The sequence below is a fragment of the Amycolatopsis umgeniensis genome (assembly GCF_014205155.1).
Lineage (GTDB): Bacteria > Actinomycetota > Actinomycetes > Mycobacteriales > Pseudonocardiaceae > Amycolatopsis > Amycolatopsis umgeniensis.
On record NZ_JACHMX010000001.1, the window covers coordinates 1,207,217 to 1,226,364 of the forward strand.

The 19,148-nt window shown below is 70.1% G+C and carries 16 protein-coding genes; 8 read left to right on the forward strand and 8 right to left on the reverse strand.

Annotated features, from left to right (window positions below; translation table 11 throughout):
• The first annotated feature begins 11 nt into the window (after positions 1-11).
• Complete coding sequence (locus tag HDA45_RS05195; protein ID WP_184892350.1) at positions 12-1,532, forward strand: ArnT family glycosyltransferase; 1,521 nt, start codon at positions 12-14, stop codon at positions 1,530-1,532.
• Here the strand turns inward: HDA45_RS05195 and coaE are convergent.
• Positions 1,529-2,713 carry a dephospho-CoA kinase gene (gene coaE / locus HDA45_RS05200; RefSeq protein WP_184892352.1) on the reverse strand — a complete coding sequence of 395 codons (1,185 nt, stop codon included), beginning with the start codon at positions 2,711-2,713 and terminating at the stop codon, positions 1,529-1,531. The genes HDA45_RS05195 and coaE overlap by 4 nt on opposite strands.
• A gap of 197 nt (positions 2,714-2,910) precedes the next feature.
• Between coaE and HDA45_RS05205 the strand changes: the two genes are divergently transcribed.
• Complete coding sequence (locus tag HDA45_RS05205) at positions 2,911-3,135, forward strand: hypothetical protein (protein WP_184892354.1); 225 nt, start codon at positions 2,911-2,913, stop codon at positions 3,133-3,135.
• A 142-nt stretch (positions 3,136-3,277) separates the two neighbouring features.
• On the opposite strand, the gene rpsA is transcribed toward HDA45_RS05205, so the two are convergent.
• Positions 3,278-4,777, reverse strand: coding sequence for a 30S ribosomal protein S1 (gene rpsA, locus HDA45_RS05210; protein ID WP_184892356.1), 1,500 nt, complete (start codon positions 4,775-4,777; stop codon positions 3,278-3,280).
• Between the two features lie 304 nt (positions 4,778-5,081).
• On the opposite strand from rpsA, the gene HDA45_RS05215 reads away from it, so the two are divergent.
• From HDA45_RS05215 to HDA45_RS05240, 6 genes are all read left to right on the forward strand, one after another.
• Positions 5,082-5,945 carry a class I SAM-dependent methyltransferase gene (locus tag HDA45_RS05215; RefSeq protein WP_184892358.1) on the forward strand — a complete coding sequence of 288 codons (864 nt, stop codon included), beginning with the start codon at positions 5,082-5,084 and terminating at the stop codon, positions 5,943-5,945.
• Complete coding sequence (locus HDA45_RS05220) at positions 5,942-6,844, forward strand: GNAT family N-acetyltransferase (protein WP_184892360.1); 903 nt, start codon at positions 5,942-5,944, stop codon at positions 6,842-6,844. Before HDA45_RS05215 ends, HDA45_RS05220 begins: the two co-directional genes overlap by 4 nt.
• Before the next feature lie 26 nt (positions 6,845-6,870).
• Positions 6,871-7,800, forward strand: coding sequence for a GNAT family N-acetyltransferase (locus tag HDA45_RS05225; RefSeq protein ID WP_184892362.1), 930 nt, complete (start codon positions 6,871-6,873; stop codon positions 7,798-7,800).
• Positions 7,801-7,940: 140 nt separating this feature from the next.
• Positions 7,941-8,627 (forward strand): P-loop NTPase family protein, encoded by a 687-nt coding sequence (locus HDA45_RS05230; RefSeq protein WP_184892365.1) that lies wholly within the window; start codon positions 7,941-7,943, stop codon positions 8,625-8,627.
• On the forward strand, positions 8,624-10,519 hold the full coding sequence (locus HDA45_RS05235; protein ID WP_184892367.1) for a YhgE/Pip domain-containing protein: 1,896 nt from the start codon (positions 8,624-8,626) through the stop codon (positions 10,517-10,519). The genes HDA45_RS05230 and HDA45_RS05235 overlap by 4 nt, the downstream gene beginning before the upstream one ends.
• Positions 10,516-11,094: a TetR family transcriptional regulator gene (locus HDA45_RS05240; protein ID WP_184892369.1), complete on the forward strand. Its 579-nt coding sequence runs from the start codon at positions 10,516-10,518 to the stop codon at positions 11,092-11,094. The genes HDA45_RS05235 and HDA45_RS05240 overlap by 4 nt, the downstream gene beginning before the upstream one ends.
• Here HDA45_RS05240 and HDA45_RS05245 read toward each other — a convergent pair.
• Genes HDA45_RS05245 through HDA45_RS05270 form a run of 6 tightly spaced genes read right to left on the reverse strand, consistent with a single transcriptional unit; the run spans position 11,091 to position 19,091 of the window.
• Positions 11,091-11,426 carry a CU044_2847 family protein gene (locus HDA45_RS05245; protein WP_184892371.1) on the reverse strand — a complete coding sequence of 112 codons (336 nt, stop codon included), beginning with the start codon at positions 11,424-11,426 and terminating at the stop codon, positions 11,091-11,093. The genes HDA45_RS05240 and HDA45_RS05245 overlap by 4 nt on opposite strands.
• Before the next feature lie 10 nt (positions 11,427-11,436).
• Entirely contained in the window at positions 11,437-12,726 is a 1,290-nt protein-coding gene (locus tag HDA45_RS05250; protein ID WP_184892373.1) for an ABC transporter substrate-binding protein, read from the reverse strand.
• Positions 12,723-13,811, reverse strand: a complete 1,089-nt coding sequence (locus HDA45_RS05255; protein ID WP_184892375.1) for a hypothetical protein — start codon at positions 13,809-13,811, stop codon at positions 12,723-12,725. The genes HDA45_RS05250 and HDA45_RS05255 overlap by 4 nt, the downstream gene beginning before the upstream one ends.
• Positions 13,808-15,232 carry a VWA domain-containing protein gene (locus HDA45_RS05260; RefSeq protein ID WP_184892377.1) on the reverse strand — a complete coding sequence of 475 codons (1,425 nt, stop codon included), beginning with the start codon at positions 15,230-15,232 and terminating at the stop codon, positions 13,808-13,810. Before HDA45_RS05260 ends, HDA45_RS05255 begins: the two co-directional genes overlap by 4 nt.
• 14 nt (positions 15,233-15,246) lie before the next feature.
• Positions 15,247-17,490 carry a serine/threonine-protein kinase gene (locus tag HDA45_RS05265; protein ID WP_184892379.1) on the reverse strand — a complete coding sequence of 748 codons (2,244 nt, stop codon included), beginning with the start codon at positions 17,488-17,490 and terminating at the stop codon, positions 15,247-15,249.
• The gene (locus HDA45_RS05270; RefSeq protein ID WP_343071985.1) at positions 17,487-19,091 is read right to left on the reverse strand and encodes a trypsin-like peptidase domain-containing protein; all 1,605 of its coding nucleotides are present in this window, start codon (positions 19,089-19,091) and stop codon (positions 17,487-17,489) included. The genes HDA45_RS05265 and HDA45_RS05270 overlap by 4 nt, the downstream gene beginning before the upstream one ends.
• Positions 19,092-19,148: the final 57 nt, after the last annotated feature.

A 19,148-nucleotide genomic window follows, 5' to 3' on the forward strand; every position in this document is an offset into this window, starting at 1 on the left:
GCGAGGAATGGATGGAAGCCGCCAGCGCGGCCGAAACACCGACCGCGTCCGGCACCGCTTTCGCCCGGCTCCCGGTGGCGCTGCTCGCCGCCGCGGCCGCGGCGGTCCTGCTGGCGACGGCGTGGCGGTACGGCTACTTCGGCGACGAACTGTACTTCCTCTCCGCGGGCAAGCGGCTGGCCTGGGGTTACGCCGACCAGCCACCGGTGCTCCCCTTCCTGGCGCTGGCGATGGACTGGCTCGCGCCGGGCAACGTCTTCGTGTTCCGCCTCCCCGCGGTCCTCGCGACGGCCGCCGGTGTGGTGTTCACCGGGCTCATCGCCCATGAGATGGGCGGCGACCGCCGGGCGCAGACCCGTGCCGCCGCCGCGTACGCGATCTGCGGGCAGTTCATCGGGAGCGGGCATTACCTGGCCACCTCGACGATCGACCCGGCCTTGTGGGCGCTCATCGCGTGGCTGCTCGTGCGGTGGATGCGGACGCGTGACGACAACCTGTTGCTGTGGCTGGGCGTCGCCACCGCCGTCGCGCTGAACGTCAAACTCCTCATCGCGACGTTCTGGGTCGCCGCCGGGGTCGCGATCCTCGTCTTCGGCCCCCGGGATCTCTTGCGCAGGCCCAAACTCTGGCTCGGCGCGGGGATCGCCGCGGTGTCGCTCGTGCCCACGCTGTGGTGGCAGGCCGCGAACGGCTGGCCGCAACTGGAGATGGGCGACGTCATCGCGCACGAGACCACGGGTGGCTGGAGCGGCCGCGCCGGGTTCCTGCCCGCCCTGCTGACCGGGGCCGGGCTCGGCATCGGGGTCGTCGGCGTCCTTTATGGACTCTGGGTTCTGCTGTTCTCGGCCAAGCTGCGCGAATACCGTTTCCTCGGCTGGACAGCCGTCGGCGTGATCGCGCTGTTCATCCTGTCCAACGGCCGCTACTACTACGCGGCGGGCATGTTCGGTGTCCTGTGGGCGGGCGCGGCAGTCCACTTCGGACAGTTGAAACCCTCCTCGTGGTTCCGCTGGATCCCGACCTGGCCGGTGTTCCTGCTTTCCGCGCTGTACACCCTTCCCTACGCGTTGCCGGTGTGGCCCGTCACCTGGATCGCGGAGGGCCGGGACGTCCCGCGTCCGGCGTACGCGCTGGAGGAGATCGGCTGGCCGGACCTCGCCCGTTCGGTCGCGGACGCCTATCACCGGCTCCCGCCGGAGCAGCGGGCACGCACCACGCTCGTCACGGCCGGGTACTGGCAGGCCGGGGCCTTGGACCGGTACGGCGCCGACTACGGGCTCCCCGCCGTGTACAGCCCCAGCCGGGGTTTCTGGTACTTCGGCCGTCCGCCCGAGACCGCGGACAGCGTGCTGTTCGTCGGGCCCGATCCGGCGCGGCTGCTGCGTTCGTTCACCGACGCCCGGATCGTTTCCCACGTCGACAACGCGCTCGGCGTCCGCAACGTGAGCGGCGGGATGCCGATCTGGCTGGTCACCGGCCACACCGAATCCTGGGCGACGGCGTGGCCCGGCCTGCGGGAATTCCGGGTCTAGGGCGTCCAGCCGGACGACCCGGCCCACACGTCGGCCCGCGTGAAGGCCGCGTCGACCCAGACCTGCTTCTCGTCGGTGTACCGCTCGACGGTCCCGTCGCCGGCGTGCTTCGCGGCCATGGCGTTCTTGACAGCCGCGTAGGCGTCGCGCTCGTCCGGGTTCCGGCGCAGCCATTCCGGGAACAGCAGCGCGAGCCGCCAGGCAGGCGTCTCCTGGGAACGGACGTGCAGGTTGACCGGACGACGCGGGTCACCACCGAAGTGGAACCGCTTCGGCCAGGTGCCCTCTTCGCCTTGCGCGTCGTCGAACCACTCGCCCTCCGCCCGCGGGAAACCCGCGTCGGACAAGGCGTCGGCCAGCTCGTCGGCCTTGGCCAGAGTCGACACCGTCAGCTGGAGGTCGAGGATGTCCTTGGCGGGCAGCCCCGGCACGGACGTCGAACCGATGTGATCGACCCGTACGGCGTTGTCCCCCACCACCACGCGGATCCGCGCGAGCGCCCGCTCGGCCTGTGCCGGCCACGTCTCGTCGTACCGCGCGATCTTCGGCGACATCGGCGCCCGCGGCTTGCGGAGCCGCACGTTCGCCTCGAACGGGGTCAGCCTGTCCGCCCACAACGCGTCGACGTCGGCGAGCACGATGTCGGGCGCTCCGCTGTTGTCGAACCAGACGTCGGCCACCGCGCGGCGCTGATCGGTCGTGGCCTGCGCCTTGATCCGGGCGCGCGCGTCGTTCTCGGCCATCCCCCGCGCCTCGACCAGACGTCGGACCCGGACCTCTTCCGGGGCGTCGACCATCACGACGAGGTGGTACATCGGCGCGAGGCCGCCTTCGACCAGCAGCGGGATGTCGTGGACGATGATCGCGTCCGGTGCCGCTTCCGCCATCAACTCGGCCGTACGGGCGCCGACCCTCGGATGGACGATCGAGTTCAGCCGCTTGCGGGACTCTTCGTCGGCGAACGCCTTGGCGGCGAGCGCGGCGCGGTCGAGCGCACCGTCGGACGCGAGGATGTCTCCTCCGAACGCGTCGACGAGCTCGGCGAGCCCCGGCGTCCCCGGCTCGACGACCTCCCTGGCGATCTTGTCGGAGTCGATGAGGACGGCACCGTGCTCGGCAAGCCGGTTCGCCACCGTCGATTTTCCGGCGCCGATCCCGCCGGTCAGGCCCACACGCAGCATGACGATCAGCCTAGTGGCGGCATCCCGGCCGAACGCTGAGGGTCACCGGAGGGGCACATCCGGCACAGAAGGGTGCAAAAGGCAAGATCATCGTGACGCGCGACTCAACCATTTCGAGTGACACGCCGGGCGGTTACGCGGATTTGGGGGCTCGATTGCGTACCGTGCGCGGCGAAGGTAGCCCACACGGAGGAAAGATGGCAGACGGCAAGCACGCTGGAAGGCACCGGCTCGGAACGCCGGGCTTGGTGCACTGTGTCCTCCATCGCCCCGTGGCCGAAGCCCTCGCCGAATACCGGCGCACGTGGCTGAGCGCGCTCATGGTCCCCGCCAAGCACAGCTTCGCCGGACTCCGCCGCAAGGCCCGCGCCGCCGCACTCGAACGCATCTGGGTGCCGGCCGTCCGGCCCGCCACCTCCTGACACTCTTCCCCTCTCCCCGCGTTCAGTCTCTGGATGCGGGGTTTCTTGTGCGCGTTCAGTCTTCTGGATGCGAAAAAGACAGCGGCCCCGGTCCGTGATGGACCGGGGCCGCTGTCTGTCAGCTAGTGGCTGAGCGCTTGAATCACGCGCCGCCCGACAGCTTCTCGCGGAGAGCCGCGAGCTGCTCGTCGCTGGCCAGCGTGCCACCGCTCTTGGCCTCGGCCGGAGCGGAGGTGTAGCTCTGCTCGCCCGAGTCGCTGCTGGTGACACCGGTCGCGGCGTCGGCGGCTGCCTCGGCGTCGGCCTCGGCGGCCTTCACGACCTGCTTCATGTGAGCCTCGTAGCGGGTGTGAGCCTCGGCGTACTGACGCTCCCACTCCTCACGCTGCTTGTCGAAGCCTTCCTGCCACTCCTGCGTGTCCGGGTCGAAGCCCTCGGGGTAGATGTAGTTCCCCTCGGTGTCGTACTCGGCGGCCATGCCGTACTGAGTGGGGTCGAACTCGGTCTCCGGCGTGACGCCCTCGTTCGCCTGCTTCAGCGAGAGCGAGATGCGACGACGCTCGAGGTCGATGTCGATGACCTTGACCATCACGTCGCCGTTGACCTGGACGACCTGCTCCGGGATCTCCACGTGGCGCTCGGCCAGCTCGGAGATGTGCACCAGGCCCTCGATGCCCTCTTCGACGCGCACGAACGCACCGAACGGAACGAGCTTGGTGACCTTGCCCGGCACGATCTGGCCGATCGCGTGGGTGCGGGCGAACTGACGCCACGGGTCTTCCTGGGTCGCCTTCAGCGACAGCGAGACGCGCTCGCGGTCCATGTCGACGTCCAGAACCTCGACCGTGACCTCCTGGCCGACCTCGACGACCTCGGAGGGGTGGTCGATGTGCTTCCAGGACAGCTCGGAGACGTGCACCAGGCCGTCGACGCCACCCAGGTCCACGAAGGCACCGAAGTTGACGATGGACGACACGACGCCCTTGCGGACCTGGCCCTTGGCGAGCGCGTTGAGGAACTCGCTGCGCACCTCGGACTGGGTCTGCTCCAGGTACGCGCGGCGGGACAGGACCACGTTGTTGCGGTTCTTGTCCAGCTCGATGATCTTCGCCTCGAGCTCGCGGCCGACGTACGGCTGCAGGTCGCGCACACGGCGCATCTCGACCAGCGACGCGGGCAGGAAGCCGCGCAGGCCGATGTCCAGGATGAGGCCGCCCTTGACGACCTCGATGACGGTGCCCTTGACGGGCTCGTCCTTCTCCTTGAGCTCCTCGATCGTGCCCCAGGCGCGCTCGTACTGCGCACGCTTCTTGGACAGGATCAGACGGCCTTCCTTGTCCTCCTTCTGGAGGACCAGGGCTTCGACCTCATCGCCGACGGTGACAACCTCAGCCGGGTCGACATCGTGCTTGATGGAGAGCTCACGCGAGGGGATGACACCCTCGGTCTTGTAGCCGATGTCGAGCAGGACCTCGTCACGGTCAACCTTGACGATGGTGCCCTCAACGATGTCGCCATCGTTGAAGTACTTGATCGTCTTGTCGATCGCTGCGAGGAAGTCTTCCTCCGACCCGATGTCGTTGATAGCGACTTGCTGGGGCCCAGTGGGGGCGGTCGGGGCGGTGGCGGTGTCGGTCGTCATTAGGCGGGTTGCTCCGGTGGATGGGAAGTAGTGGGTTTGCGGTTAGGGCACCATGGGCTCTTCCGGCATGAGGTGACCACAGAAGCAAACGTCCACAGGGAACGACCGCGAGCATCACCACATCCGGTGCGCGACCCCCTGACCCGGACGCTGAGCGAACCGGGGGAAAGAGTAGCGCGAACCCACTGCGCTAACAGATATCCTACGCGGCCCCCTGTACACGGCACAATCAGGGTCGCCCCCGAGATCACGGCGGGCGGATAAACTGTCCCGCGAAGCCCTGACCTGGGGAAAGGATATCGGTTTGAGTCAGCAGTCCGCGACCGAGCAGCAGACGGCGGCCGAAAGGCACGCGCAGGCCGAGGAGCGGCTCGGCACCGCGGGGGTCGCCTATCGGGCGGTCTCGGCACCCGAGGCGACGGCCGCGAACCTGGCGTGGTGGGACGCCGACGCCGACGACTACCAAGCGACCCACGGCGGCTTCCTCGGCGACGCGGACTTCGTCTGGTGCCCCGAGGGCGTCCGCGAGGCCGATGTCGCACTTCTGGGTGAAGTCGGCGGCAAGCGGATCCTGGAGATCGGCTGCGGGCAGGCGGCCTGCTCGCGCTGGCTCGCCGCGCGGGGCGCCGACGCGGTCGCCACCGATCTGTCGGCGGGCATGCTCCGCCACGCCAGGGAGGGCAACGAGCGGACCGGTCCCGTCGTCCCGCTCGTGCAGGCGACTGCGGAGTCGCTCCCGTTCGCGGACGCGAGCTTCGACGCGGCTTGTTCGGCCTTCGGCGCCGTCCCGTTCGTGGCGTCGGTGGACGTCGTGTTCGCCGAGGTGCACCGGGTGCTCCGGCCGGGTTCCCGCTGGGTGTTCTCGGTGACCCATCCGATGCGCTGGATCTTCCCCGACGACCCCGGGCCGCAGGGGCTCACCGTCACCCAGCCGTACTTCGACCGCACGCCGTACGTCGAGGTCGACGAAGAGGGTGTCGCGACCTACGTCGAGTACCACCGCACCATCGGCGACTACGTCCGCGCGCTCGCCGACGCGGGTTTCGCGCTGACGGACCTCATCGAGCCCGCCTGGCCGGAGGGTCACTCCCGCACCTGGGGACAGTGGAGCCCGTTGCGCGGCAAGCTGTTCCCCGGCACCGCGATCTTCTGCACCCAGCGGGGATGACCTCGACGGCGGCGCTGCAGCGAGCCCGGTTCGCCGCGCTCGACCCGCTGCTCCCGTCGCCGCCGCCGCTTCCGCCCGGCGAGCCCGTCGAAGCGGGCGGCGCCGCCGGGACGGTCGCGCACGTGCGGTTCGCGGCGGGTTCCTGGCAGCGGCTCTGGAGCCCGGCGCACCTGCAGATCCTCACCGCGATCCTCCCCCGTGACGCCGGCGCGGGCATGAGCGCGCTGCTCTCCGCCTGGCGTGAGCGGATCGCCCGCGCCGACGCCGAACCCGATTCGTCGTGCACGGTCACCTGGCCCAGTCGTGACGTCGTGGTCGCGCGCGCCCTGCTCGACCACGGGCTCGCGCCGCAACTGGCGCTGGCCGTCCGCGCGCCCGCCTTGGGCGAGGCGCACGCCGTGCCCGGCGTGACCGTCCGGGAATCCTCCGGCGGCGATCTGGAGGAGATCGTCGACCTGCGGTTCGAAGAACTCCGCTACACCTCGTTCGTCGGCCACGGCGTCGTCCGGCCCGGGGCCAAGGCCCTGCTCGCGGAAGAGGTCCGGCGCGGATTGCAGTTCGGCGGCCGCGTCTGGATCGCCGAAGAAGAAGGTGTCACGGTGGGGATGGTGAGCGGCGGAAAGCGCTCGCCGCTCCCCGGTGACGCGCTCGCCGGACGGCTGCCGCCCGGCGAGTGGGGCTACGTCGGCACGCTCGCGGTCACCACGGCCGCGCGGGGCCGCGGGATCGGCCGCGCACTGACCGCCGTCGCGCACGACGAGCTGTTCTCGCCGTCGCTGCGCGGTACCTTCGTCTCGTACAATCCGGCCAATCCGCTTTCCCCGGTGTTCTGGCACCGGCAGGGTTATCGTCCTCTGTGGACGACGTGGGCGGTGAGCCCCGCCTCTGCTCTGAGGTAGCGGTGGCGGTCGACCCTGGGGGCGGGATGGAAATCGAAAAGACACTGTTCGACGCGCACCGGGCGCGGTTCTCGGCGATCGACAGGCTGCTGCCCGAAGCCGCCCCCGCCCCGGTCGCGGGCGAGCGCGTGGACGCCGCCACGGCGGCGGGTGTCCAGGTCACCGGCGTGGTGCAGCGTCAACTGCACGGCCCGGACGACGTCCCCCTGCTCTGGTCGGCGGCCGACGCGCGCCAGCTGTTCCCGTTCATCGGGGACACCGGCACCGAGGGGATGGACGTGCTGCTGCGCGCGTGGCGGACGTGGCTGGACGCCGAGTCCCCCGGCGAGGATTCGTCCTGCGTGGTCAATTGGCCGAGCCGGGACGCCGAGGCGATCCGAGCCTTCCTCGACCACGGGCTGGTGCCGATGTCCGCGCTCGCCGTGCGCACTGGCGGCGCCCACGACGACGCGGCCGAAAACGACGTGACCGTCCGCCGGGCGCGGGCGGAAGACTTCGAGGAAGTGCTCGCGATGGCCGTGTCGACGCACGACTACATCGGCCAGGTCGCCACCCGCCGTCGCTCGAACGCCGCCGAACTGCTCGCCCCGGCGCTGGAACAAGCCCTCGACAAGGAAGACCCGCTGTTGTGGCTGGCCGAGCGGGACGGAATGACCGCCGCGTTCGCGCACGCCGCCTGGATCACGTCGTCACCCGGGTCGGCCGAGGCCGAACTCCTCCCCCTCGGCCGCTGGGGTTACGTCAACAACGTCGTCACCGTGCCGGGCCTGCGCGGGAGCGGCCTCGGCCGGACTTTGATGGCCGTGGTGCACAAGGAGTTCTCCGCCGACGGCGCGAGCGGCACCTACCTCTACTACAACCCGACCAACCCGCTTTCTTCGGTGTTCTGGCACCGGCAGGGTTATCGTCCACTGTGGACGTCCTGGGAGGTCCATCCGGCCTCGGCCTTGCGCTGACGAGTCCGGTTTGCGGCGGTTTCGTCACCCTTGCGTGTGACGTGGGCCGCGCGCGGTTGTGCACCTCCCAGGTCAGGGCTAACTTTTGAACTGACCAGTCAGTTTAAAAGTTCCGCGAGTCACCGACCTGGGAGTTCTTCGTGCGGGTTCAAGCCGACAGGGTGTCCGTCACCGGACCCCACGGCACGTTGCTGTCGCCTACTTCGCTCACCGTTTCGGGTGGTGAGCTGGCGATCGTGCACGGCGAGCCAGGAGTGGGCGTCACGGCCTTCGGGCTGGCGCTGGCGGGCAGATTGAAGCCCGCAACCGGGACGGTGACCGTCGAAGGCGGTGACCCGCACAAGGTCGTGGCGATCGTCGACGCCCCCGGCGTGAGCGAGCCGGACGGCGCGCTGTCGCTGCAGGTCGTCGTCGGTGAGGAACTCGAACTGGCGAAGCGGCCGTCGAACAAGGCCGCCGTCGCGAGCTGGCTGGCCGAGCACGACGCCGCCGCCTTCGCCACCACCCGCTTCGAGAACATCGAAGCGGTGACGCGCACCCGGCTGCTCACCGCGCTCGCCGCGGGCCGCGAGGACGTCGGCGTCCTCGTGCTCGACACCCCGGACAGGCACACCAGCGACGTCGACAGCTGGGCGCGGCTCGCCCGCGAGCACGCCGAGCGCGGCCTCGCCGTCATCGTGCTGACCGCCACCACCCCGCTTTCGGCCCTGCCGGAGAAGCCCGCCCTCTGCGGCGCCCTCGAGCAGCCCGACCCCGTGCGCTGCGCGCCTCTCGAGCCAGAGGCGGAGCCGGACGGAACCGAAGAGACTTCAGGAGACCAGGAATGAACCCCGTCCGGATCGCCGCCAACGAGCTGCGCCGGCTGAGCAGCGGCACCCTGCCGAAGCTCGCCATGGCCGCACTCGTCCTGGTGCCGCTGCTCTACGCGTCCTTCTACCTCTACGCGAACTTCGACCCGTACTCGCGCCTCGACAAACTGCCCGCCGCCGTCTTCACCTCCGACGCCGGCGCGAAGGACTCGGCCGGGGCGGAACGCAATGTCGGCCGCGAGGTCACCGACGAGCTGGTCAAGTCCGGCACCTTCCAGTGGCACGAGGTCTCCCAGGAGGAGGCCGCCAAGGGCGTCCGCGACGACACCTACTCGTTCGCCATCGGCATCCCGCGCGACTTCTCCGCCGCGCTGCTGTCCTCGGGCAACTTCCAGCCGCAGCAGGCGACGATCACGCTGACCACCAACGACGCCAACAACTACCTGTCGGGCACCATCGCGAAACAGGTGGCCGAACAGGTCCGCAAGACGATCGCGGAGAAGGTCGGCAGCGAGGCCGCGGACAAGTTCCTGGTCGGCTTCTCCACGATCTACGGCAAGATCCAGGAGGCGTCGACGGGCGCCTCACAGCTCGCCGACGGCGCGGGCAAACTCAAATCGGGCCAGCAGCAGCTGGCCGACGGCGCGTCCCAGCTCGCCTCCGGCAGCTCACAACTGGCGACCGGGCTCGGCACCCTGAAATCGAGCACCGCCCAGCTGCCCGCTCAGACCCAGAAGCTCGCCGACGGCGCCGGTCAGGTCGCCGACGGGAACCAGAAGGTCGCCGACGCGGCCTCGCTCGCGGCGACGGCGTCCGGCGACATCCAGACCAAACTCGACGGCTACCGCACCCAGCTCGCGCAGGATCTGCGCAACGCCGAAGTCCCGGAGGCGAAGGTCCAGGAGATCCTGAGCCGCCTCGACACCCTCCGGTCGCCGGTGGACCAGGCCAACACGAAGATCCAGGGCGCGAACAGCCAGCTCACCCAGCTCGCGTCCGGCGCGCGGCAGGTGTCCGACGGCGCGAAGCAGCTGGCCTCGGCGACGCCGCAGCTCACCAACGGGATCGCGCAGGCGGCCGACGCGTCGAACCAGATCCGCGACGGCGCGGCGAAGCTGAACGACGGCGAGAAGTCCGCGGTCACCGGCACGAACCAGCTGGCCGACGGCGCGGTGCAGCTGCGTGACGGCCTCGCCGCCGGGCTCAAGGAGATCCCGAACCCCGACGACCCCACGCGGGCGGCCACCGCCAACACCATCGCCGACCCGGTCGCGGTCAGCTCCTCCGGCGTCGCCTCGGCCGGGACGTACGGCGCGGGTCTCGCCCCGTTCTTCATCTCGCTCGCGACCTGGATCGGCGCTTTCGTGCTGTTCCTGTTGCTGCGCCCGCTTTCGACCCGCGCGCTGACCGCCGGCGCGTCGCCGTTCAAGGTCGCGCTCGGCGGCTGGCTCGCCTCGGCCCTGCTGGGGATCGCGCAGGTGATCGTGCTGTTCGGCGCGGTGACGTGGCTGGTCGGCATCGACGTCGCGCATCCGCTCGGCGCGATCGGGTTCGCCGTGCTGGTGTCGCTCACCTTCACCGCCGTGGTGCACGCGCTCAACGCGTTCTTCGGCGCTGTCGGGAAGTTCCTCGGTCTGGTACTGCTGGTGCTTCAGCTGGTGAGCGCGGGCGGCACGTTCCCGTGGCAGACGATCCCGGACGCGCTGTACCCGTTGCACATCGTGCTGCCGATGGGTTACGCGATCGACGGGTTCCGGCATCTGCTCTACAGTGGCGCGTCGATGAAGATCCTCGGTGACATCGGTGTGCTGGTCGCGTATCTCGTCGGCGCGATCCTGGTTTCGACGCTGGCCGCGCGAAAACGGCGCACCTGGACGGTTTCGGCGCTGAAACCCGAGCTGGCGTTGTGACCACCCGGGGTGAGGCGACGAAGCAGAAGCTGTTCGAAGCGACGCTGCGGCTGTCCGCCAGCCGCGGCCTCGTCGGGCTGACGGTGGACGACATCGCGGCCGAGGCGAAGGTCGCCAAGGGCACCGTCTACTACAACTTCGGCAGCAAAGACGGTCTCGTCGACGCGCTGCTGCGCTACGGCGTCGGCGTGCTCGCGGAGCGGCTGCGCACGGCCACCGGAGACGGCGACCCGATGGATGTCATCGAGTCTCAAGTGGACGGTGCGCTGGAGTTCATCGCCGAATACCCCGGTTTTTCGCAGATCCTGGTGAGCGAGATGTGGCGCACACCGGGCACGTGGCACGAGACGCTGACGTTGCTGCGCGAGGAGATCATCTCGATCGTGCGCGAACAACTCCACCGGCTGGACGCCGCCGGGCGGCTGCCCGACGGCGTCCAGATCCAGACGGCCGCGGCCGGGTTGTTCGGCACGATGCTGGTGGTCGCGCTGGACTGGCAGGTGTTCCAGCCGAAGCGGACGCGGGCCGATGTCCGGGAATCGGTGATGGTGCTGATCCGGGGCCTGGGACGCTAAGGGGTCTCCGGGTCGCTGATCTCCCGGACCCACTTCAGCTTGACCTCGAAGTTCCCCTCCAGCCCCGTTTTGGCGATCACCGCGCCCGCCTGCGCGGTCAGCTTGACACCGAATTTGAGCTCGACCTCGTCCGGTCCCCTGGTCATCGACCGGAAGGTGTCGAGCGCCGCCACGGCCGCGTCCTTCACGTTCTCGAGCGCCGCCTCGAACGATCCTTTGGCGTCCTCGACGAGGTCGTCACGCCGGGAGACGCGGGAGGTGCCGGGGACGGGGTCGACCTCGACGACCACCGAACCGCCGCCTTCGAGCGGGAACCGTGCCAGGTCGTTCACCGGTGCTCCTTCACTGTCCGCATTCGATTCTCAGCCACTCGCCGGGCTGGATGCTCGTCTGGACGTCGTCCAGCTGTTTCAGCAGGATGTCCAGCCTGTCCCGGTTGCTCAGGTACTCCAGGACGGCACGATGGAACGCGCCGGTCATCGACGCGGGCATCAGGTCGGAGGCGTCGAAGCACAGGGTGGAACCCGAGGTGATCGTGTCCGCGACCTTCCGGCTCACCTGGTCCGGGTAGACGTCGAGGCCGAGCTTCCGGTTCGCCGAGAACGCGTTCGCGCGGGGAATCGACGGCCAGATCCGCTGTGCCTTCTCCGAAGCCAGGTATTCGATCAGCTTCCGCGCCCGCGGGGTGTCCTGGAACATGCCCGCCAGGTCGGCGGAGACCTCGGAGACGTCACGGCCGGGGAAGGTGAGGAAGTCGAAATCGGTGCCGGGCTTGGGAAAGGTCCCGTCGGGCCGCTTGGCGTTCTGGTAACGACTCATGATGAACGACGCCTGGTGTTCGAGCACGCAGCCCGGCGGTTCGGTGAACATCGGCTTGCCCGCGTCGCCGAAGTCGGTCAGCAGCGCGGCCGCGGTCCCGCCGCGGATCGCGGTGGGTTCGAGCACGGAACCCCAGTCCAGCCAAGCCTGTTTGACCTCCGGCGACGTCCACTTCAGACTGCCGGAAGCCCATCGCCAGTACTTGTCGGGCCCGGCCGAGTGCAGCAGGATGTCCTCGATCCAGTCGGTTCCGGGCCAGCCCGAGGTGGGCGGGGCGCCCATGCCGACACACCACGGCGTGCCGCCCGCCGCCGTCAGTCCGGCGGCGAACGCGCGGAGGCCGTCGAACGTCGTCGGGCGGATCCCGGTCAGCCGGGCCGGGTTGTACCAGATCACGCTCTTGAGATCGGCCTTCACCGCGACCGCGTACAGCTTCTGCGTGCCGATCTTCTGCAAGGCGACCCATTGCGGGCTGAAAGACCGGGTCACGGCGGCGGAGAGGTCTTCGTCGAGCGGCAGGAGGTCGCCCGACTTCTGGTACTTCGCCAGCACCCCGGCATTGGGCAGGACGGCCACGTGCGGCGGCGTGCCGCGCTGGACGTCCGAGGCGAGGACCTGGTCGACGGCACGGGTGCCCTGATAGAGGTAGTCGATCCCGGTGTCGGCCTTGAAGGCGTCCAGCACCTGACGGAACGCCTTCTCCTCGGGACCGGTCCACGACGCGAGGACGACGACCGGCCCGGCGTCGTCCGACGCCGAACACCCGCCCGCGAGCAGCGACAGCGCCATCACCACGGCCAGCAACCGTTTCATCGGCGGTACCGGTATTCCTCGACACGGGCGTGCAGTCCGAGCAGGACCAGCCCGCCGGCGAGCAAGGTGCCCGCCGGGATCAGGAACTCCCGTCCACCGGTTTCGGCCGCCCCGGAGGCGTCGGCCGCCACGGCCTTCGCGCCGGCGGTGACCACCCGCGTGTTGTCCGTCGCCACGGTGGTGGCCTGGCGGGTCTTCGCCCGGAATTCGTCGGCGGTCACACCGCATCCCTGCTCCTCGTCGCAGTACCCGGTCAGCAGGTCGGCGAGCCGTCGCTGACCGAGGTCGTCGGCCGCCTGGATCTGCGCGCCCCGCGCGTCGGCGACACCGTCGAGCCGCTCCCCGACCGAGTCCAGGCGGTCACGGCTGATCAAGGTGAACACCAGCGCCACCCCGATCGCGGCGACCAGTACGGTCGCGGCGAGCAGCGGGAGGTTGACCACGCGGCGGAAGCGTTTCTTGAGGTACAGCTGGGTGAGCACCAGGAGCGCCAGCAGGGCCAGCACCGGCAGGAGCCACAGCGGAAGCATCGCGAGACTCATCCCGGTCGACGACAGCTGCCGGTTCAGCGCCTCACGTTGCTTGCCCTGCAACGATTCCAGCTCCTCCAGGACACCGCCGGAGGCATGCAGCAGCCGTGAGGCGTGCCAGAGGTCGACGGCGCCCAGCACGGCGGCGTCGGGCTGGCGGAAGTGCACGTCGGCCTGTCCGATGGAGCCCGAGTAGGCCGCGACCTGGCTTTCCACCACCTGCAGCGCGTTACCGCCCGCCTCACCCGCCTGGTTGAACTCCGCGACCCGCGCGAGACTCTGGCTCGCCAGCGCCAGCTGATTCGAATACTCCTGCCCCGGTCCCGCCAGTTTCGCCTCACCGGAGGCGAAACTGGTGATCGCGGCGGCGTCCGCGGCCACCAGCGCGGCCCGCGCGGCGGTCACTTCGAGCACCGCCTGCGAAGTCCGGTCCCGGACGGTCTCCGCCGTGCTCTGGACACTGTGGAACGCCCACAGCGAGACCACCAGGACAGCGAGGGTGAGCGCCAGCAGGGCGGTGCGGAGCCGCACCAGCCGCACCCGGGTCGCCGTCACGAAACCGCCTCGTCGAACGGTGTCCCGCAGCCGACACAGAAGTTCGCCCCGGCCGGGGACAGCGCGGGACAGACGGCGCAGGTGGCAGGCGGCGCGTCGGCGGATTCGGACATCGGCCGATCCTCCTGCCCCGAAGCGATTTCCGAAACCCTCGACGGGATGACGACGTGCAAGGCGTGGCTGCGCGTCGCGTCCTCGCGCAGGCGCACGGCACCCTTCTCCGCGTCGACGATCTCCACGACCCCCGCGAGACGGCTGAGCGTCTCTTCGTCACCCGCGGCGGTGGCCAACGCGACAGCCCGGCCCCAATCCTGTTCGGCCCCGGCCCGGTCGCCTGCCGCGTAGGCGTCGCCACCGGCTGTCAGCGCCTCACCGAGATCGGCCTGGGCGGCGTACTTCGAGACCATCGGGTGAACGAGCGTCGGCGGGATCGGATCGTGGGTCCACCGCCCCGCGATGGCCAGCGCGTCTTCCTCGGCCGTGGCCCCCGGAAGGGGCACGAGCTCCGTCCACGCCAGCTGACGATCTTGGCCGTGGCTGGGTTCGAGGTCGGGATCGAGATCGAGGATCAGCTGGTAGTCCCGCGTCTCCTCGTTCGCGAACGAACCGAGCGAGAGCTCCACCTCGCGGACGGCGATCTCCTGGCACCGGTCGGTGAGGTCGTACTCGTCCGGGAACACCTGCTTGACCGACCGCAGCCTGCTGAACGGCATCGTGCCGATGCGCAACCGGACCTCGGGCAGCACCTTCGTCATCGCGCTCTCGACGAGCTGCCGGAAGTCCTCGGCGAGCGCGTCGTCCTCGACGACGGAGTCGACGTTCCCGCGCAGCACCCTGCCGATCTGGGTGAGTTCGGCGGGTTCCCAACCGTCGCCGATCCCCCTGGCGTCGCAGACGAACCGGCCCTCGCAGCTGTTCAGCACGCTCATCAGGTCGGCCCTGGTCTGCGAATCGTTGCGGCCGTCGGTGAGGAGGATCGCGTGGCGCACCGCGTCGGGCACACCTTCGAAGAGGTCGCGTGCCTTGGCGAGCCAGGCGCCCATCGCGGTGCCGCCGACAGCCGCGAGGTGCTCGACAGCGGCGCGCGCCTCCGCCCTGGTCTGCCCGGAGGCCGTCACCAAGCCGTCCTCGGCCGGGTAGATCATCTTCGCGCGGTCAGTGCCCTGGATGACGGCGAACCGCACGCCGTCGGGAAGGACGTCGATGGCGGCCGCGGCCGCTCGCCGGGCCTCGCCGATCTTGGTGCTGGGGAAGCGCATCGAGCTGGAGCAGTCGATCATCAGGACCTCGGCGGCCGTCCTGGCGACGGTCGCCTCGCCGCCACGTGAGACGACCCGGACGATCGCGGTCATCGCCCGGTCGCCCTCGGCCAGGAACTTGTTCTGGTGCACTTCGAGGCCCAGGCTCGGTTCCCCGCTCATCGATCGCTCCCTCTTCACACCAGGGTCACCGGTCTCACCGAGTTGGCGAGATCGATCAGGACGTCGTGCGGTCCGGGCGCGGGCGCGTGATGGGCGAGCCGCCGGTAGGACTTGTCCAGTACCGTGCGAGCACCCGTCTCGCCCGCGCGCAGGATCGCGCCGTCGGTGATCCCGTCCTGCCCGAGGAGCACCCCCGCGAGCCCGGTCTCCCGCACGGCCGTCACCAGCCTGTCGAGGGCGTCGCCGTCGAGGTCCAAAGCGGTCAGCCGGACCACGGCGTCGTCGAGTTCGGCCGACAGCGGGAGGTCCCCGGTCCCCGGCATCGGCGCGGACAGCACCCGCACCCCCGCGATCCGCGCGGCCTCGTCGTAGCGCGAGAATTCCGGGACCTGGTCGAGGATCTCGACCGCGGCGGCACGGTTGCCGCGCAGCAGCCGGACCCGCGCGAGCCCGAACGCGGCACTGACCTGGGACCGGTCCCGCACCCACAGGGCGTCGTAGTACCGCTCGGCGGCGGCCGCTCCGTTGAGGTGCTCCTCGCAGAGGCCCAGCGCGAGTTTCGGCGGCTCCTCGCCGGGGATGTCGCGGTACACGGCGGCGAACTTCTCCTTGGCCGCGGCGAAATCGCCCGCGCCGAGCGCGAGCAGCCCCCGGTGCCACGCCACCCGCCAGTCGTGGAGGGCACGGTCGCCGAGCAGCTGTTCGGCCCTCGCCACCGCCAACGCGCCTTCGACGTTCGCCCCGAGTTCCAGCTGCGCCCGGCAGCGGCGGAACTCGACCTCGACCGAACCGGGCACCTTGTCGAGTTTCTTCAGCAACCGCGCCGCGTCGGGCGCGCGGACGGCGCGGAGGAAGTCCACCTGCGGGTCCGCCGGATCCTCACGCGGCAGCGGCAGGCCGACGGCGATCTCCGCGGCTGTCGGCCGTTCGCCGAGCGAGACGGGAGTGCCCCGCGTCCAGTGCTCCAAGGGTGGCGGCTGGCCGAGTCCCGCGTCGAGCAGGACCGCTCCTTCGGTGAACAGTGTCGATCCGGCGGGACGAGATTGCTTGTCCCGCAAGGAAAGGATCTCACCGAGGACCCCGTCGAGCTGCACCAGCATCTCTCGCGCGGTCGCGAACCGCTCCTCGTACGGAGCTGTCGCGCGGTCGAGGACGCGGAGGAACGACTCGATGCCGAACCGCACACCGCGTGCGTCGGGGGTGACCGACCAGCCGTCGCTGGCCTGGAAGAGCTCCCGCAGCGTCACGCCGACGGTGTGGATGTCGGACCGGACGGTGAGCCCGTGTTTCGCCCGTTCCCGCGGCGACACCTGATAGTGCTCGGTTCCGACCGCCGGGCTTTCGTCGTCGGCGATCTTGCGGATGGCGCCGAAGTCGATGAGTTTGATCCGCTTCTCACCGTGGATCACGTTGTCCGGCTTCATGTCGCAGTACAGCAGGCCCTCGCCGTGCAGATAGTCGAGCGCGGTCAGGATCTCGCGTCCGTACGCCACGACGTGCTCGACCAGCAGCCGTCCCTCGCTGGAATCCAGCCCGGCCCTGCCCCGGTTCTTGATCTCCCGCAGGGAAAGCCCGTCGACGAACTCCATCACGATGTAGCGGAAGTCGTCGTGCTCGACCACGTCCAGGATCCGGACGATGTTCGGATGGTCCAGCGCGGTGAGCACCCGGCTTTCGGTCTCGGCGATCCGCACGGCGGCGGTGTTGTTCGTGTTGATCAGGCCCTTGAGCGCGACCCGTCTGTCGCCGAGTCCGGAATCCGTTGCCAGGTAGACGAAACCCAGTCCGCCGCGCGCCACACAACCGAGTACGTGGTAGCGGCCGTCGACCACGTCGCCCGCCGCGAGCTTGGGAGAGAAGGAGAACGGCGTCCGGCAGACCTGGCAGAACCCCTCGGCGGGCGCGGGCCCACCGCCGATCGAGCGGCCGACCGGGGTGGTGGTGCAACCGTGCTTGCCGCAGAACCGTTCCTCCTCCGGAACGTGCGGTTCGGTCAGCAGGCGGCCCGCGACGGCGGGGAGTTCGACGATCGGCAGCGGGACACGGTCGTCGGCGGTCGCGTGGCCCGCCATCCGCGGGGAACGGGTGACCACCGTGCTCGCGATCCTGGTCGGCGCCTCACCGGGGCCGGGGATCACCAGGGTCGGCTTTTCCCTCCGCGCGGGCTCTTCCGGTGTTCCGGGCGGGAGCCCGCAGACCTTGCAGAAACCGGTCTTGCCGAGCACACCCGGGCAGCCTTCTCGTCCGCACTGCGTCATCCGTCGATCCGTTTCCGTACGGTGTCCGCGTAATGCTCGACGGCGGCCGCCGCGGCCCCGAGGTCGCACGGTCCTTCGAAGAGCATCCGCCAGGCGGGAGCGTAGGCGGCGTCCAGTTCGACGTCCTCGACGAGCCCGCTGTTACGGGCCATCTCGCCGTACGCGTCGAGCCGCGCGCGAAGTTCCGCGCGCCGGGCGAGGTTCTCGTCGAGGAGACGGCGGAGGTCGCGGGCGCGTTCCGCGTCCCTGGCCACGGTCCGTTCACACGCGGGCAGGTGCCGTTTCACCCACTCGGGTTCGCCGTCCTGCTCCGCCGAACGCAGTTGCGTCAACGCGCCTTTCAGCCGTCGCGCCCGGGCCTGGGCCTCCGGGGTGTCGGCGAACCGGGGCGCGTCGCTCAGGTTGTCCTTCTCCAGCCGGGCGAGTTCGGCCAGTCTGGTCTCCAGCAGGGCGAGACGACCTTCGACGTCGTCCTCGTCGGCGGGCAGGACGTCGGTGCTCGACCGGACCACGCTCACCCCCGGCGAACTCTCCTCACGGAAGGCCAGTGCGAGACGCAAGCCGAGTTCGTGTGCGCGCTGGGCGAGCGGCACGAGGACGTCACCGACGAGCTTGCCGGGCTCGGCCGACTCGTCGATCCCGTAGACGACGACGGTCCGGCCCGCCCCATGGCGGCCGGCGGGCGAGTCCGCGGCGACGTCGAGCCGTTCGGAGATACGGCGGCGGACCTCGTCGGCGGTCTTGCCGACCGCGTCGACGGCGAGGACGACACTGCCGACCGGCGGCACCGTCGGCCCGGACGCGCTCCGCCCCGCGCCGTGTTCGCGGTCGGCGAGGACGACGGCGCGGCGCAACGAGCCCGCGACGGCGGAATCGTCGGCGCCCATGATGATCACCCAGACATCCGAGCGGCCGTGCCCGCCGAGCCATCGGGCGAATTCGCGGGCGAACAGCACGTCGATCGCGGGCGGTTCGGGACGATGGACGAAACTCGGGTCGATCGCCGGGCTGCCCTCGGCCCAGCGGCGCAGTTCCGGCAGGTACCCGAGCATGGTCTCGACCGGGATCATCCAGGAGACGCGGGCGGCCTCGGTCGCGTACCGGGTCGCGACCATGCCGACGACGTGCCCGGTCCTGTCGGCGATCACGGCGGAACCGCTGAACCCGTGCGTGATCGGCTCGGCGTCGGGAGCCCGGTGCAGCTGGACGCGTTCGAGACCGTGCCCACCGTCCCCGACGACGGTCGCCAGCGACCACATGCCGTCCGAGCCGCACGGGAAGCCGTACGCGCGGACGTTCTGGCCGTCCTCGAGAGCGGTGCGGTGAAGCGGGGCGCCGGAGATCTGCTCCTCCGGATGGCTCAACCGGAGCAGCGCGACGTCCCCGCCGTCGTCACCGATGGGCGCCGCCTGCGCGACGATCGTGGCGATTCCGGGCTCCACACCGGGAAGCGCCACGAAATCCACCGTGACGACGTCGTGGCCTTCGATCACGTGAGCGCAGGTGAGGAGGTGTTCACCGTCGAGCATGGTCCCGGCACCCAGGATCCGCCCACGATGATCGCGCAGCCGCACCCGCCAGCGTCTGCGCTCGGAAGTCACCCGGAAGACCCTACCGATCGTGAGTGGTGATGACGGTCAGAACCGTCATTACCACTC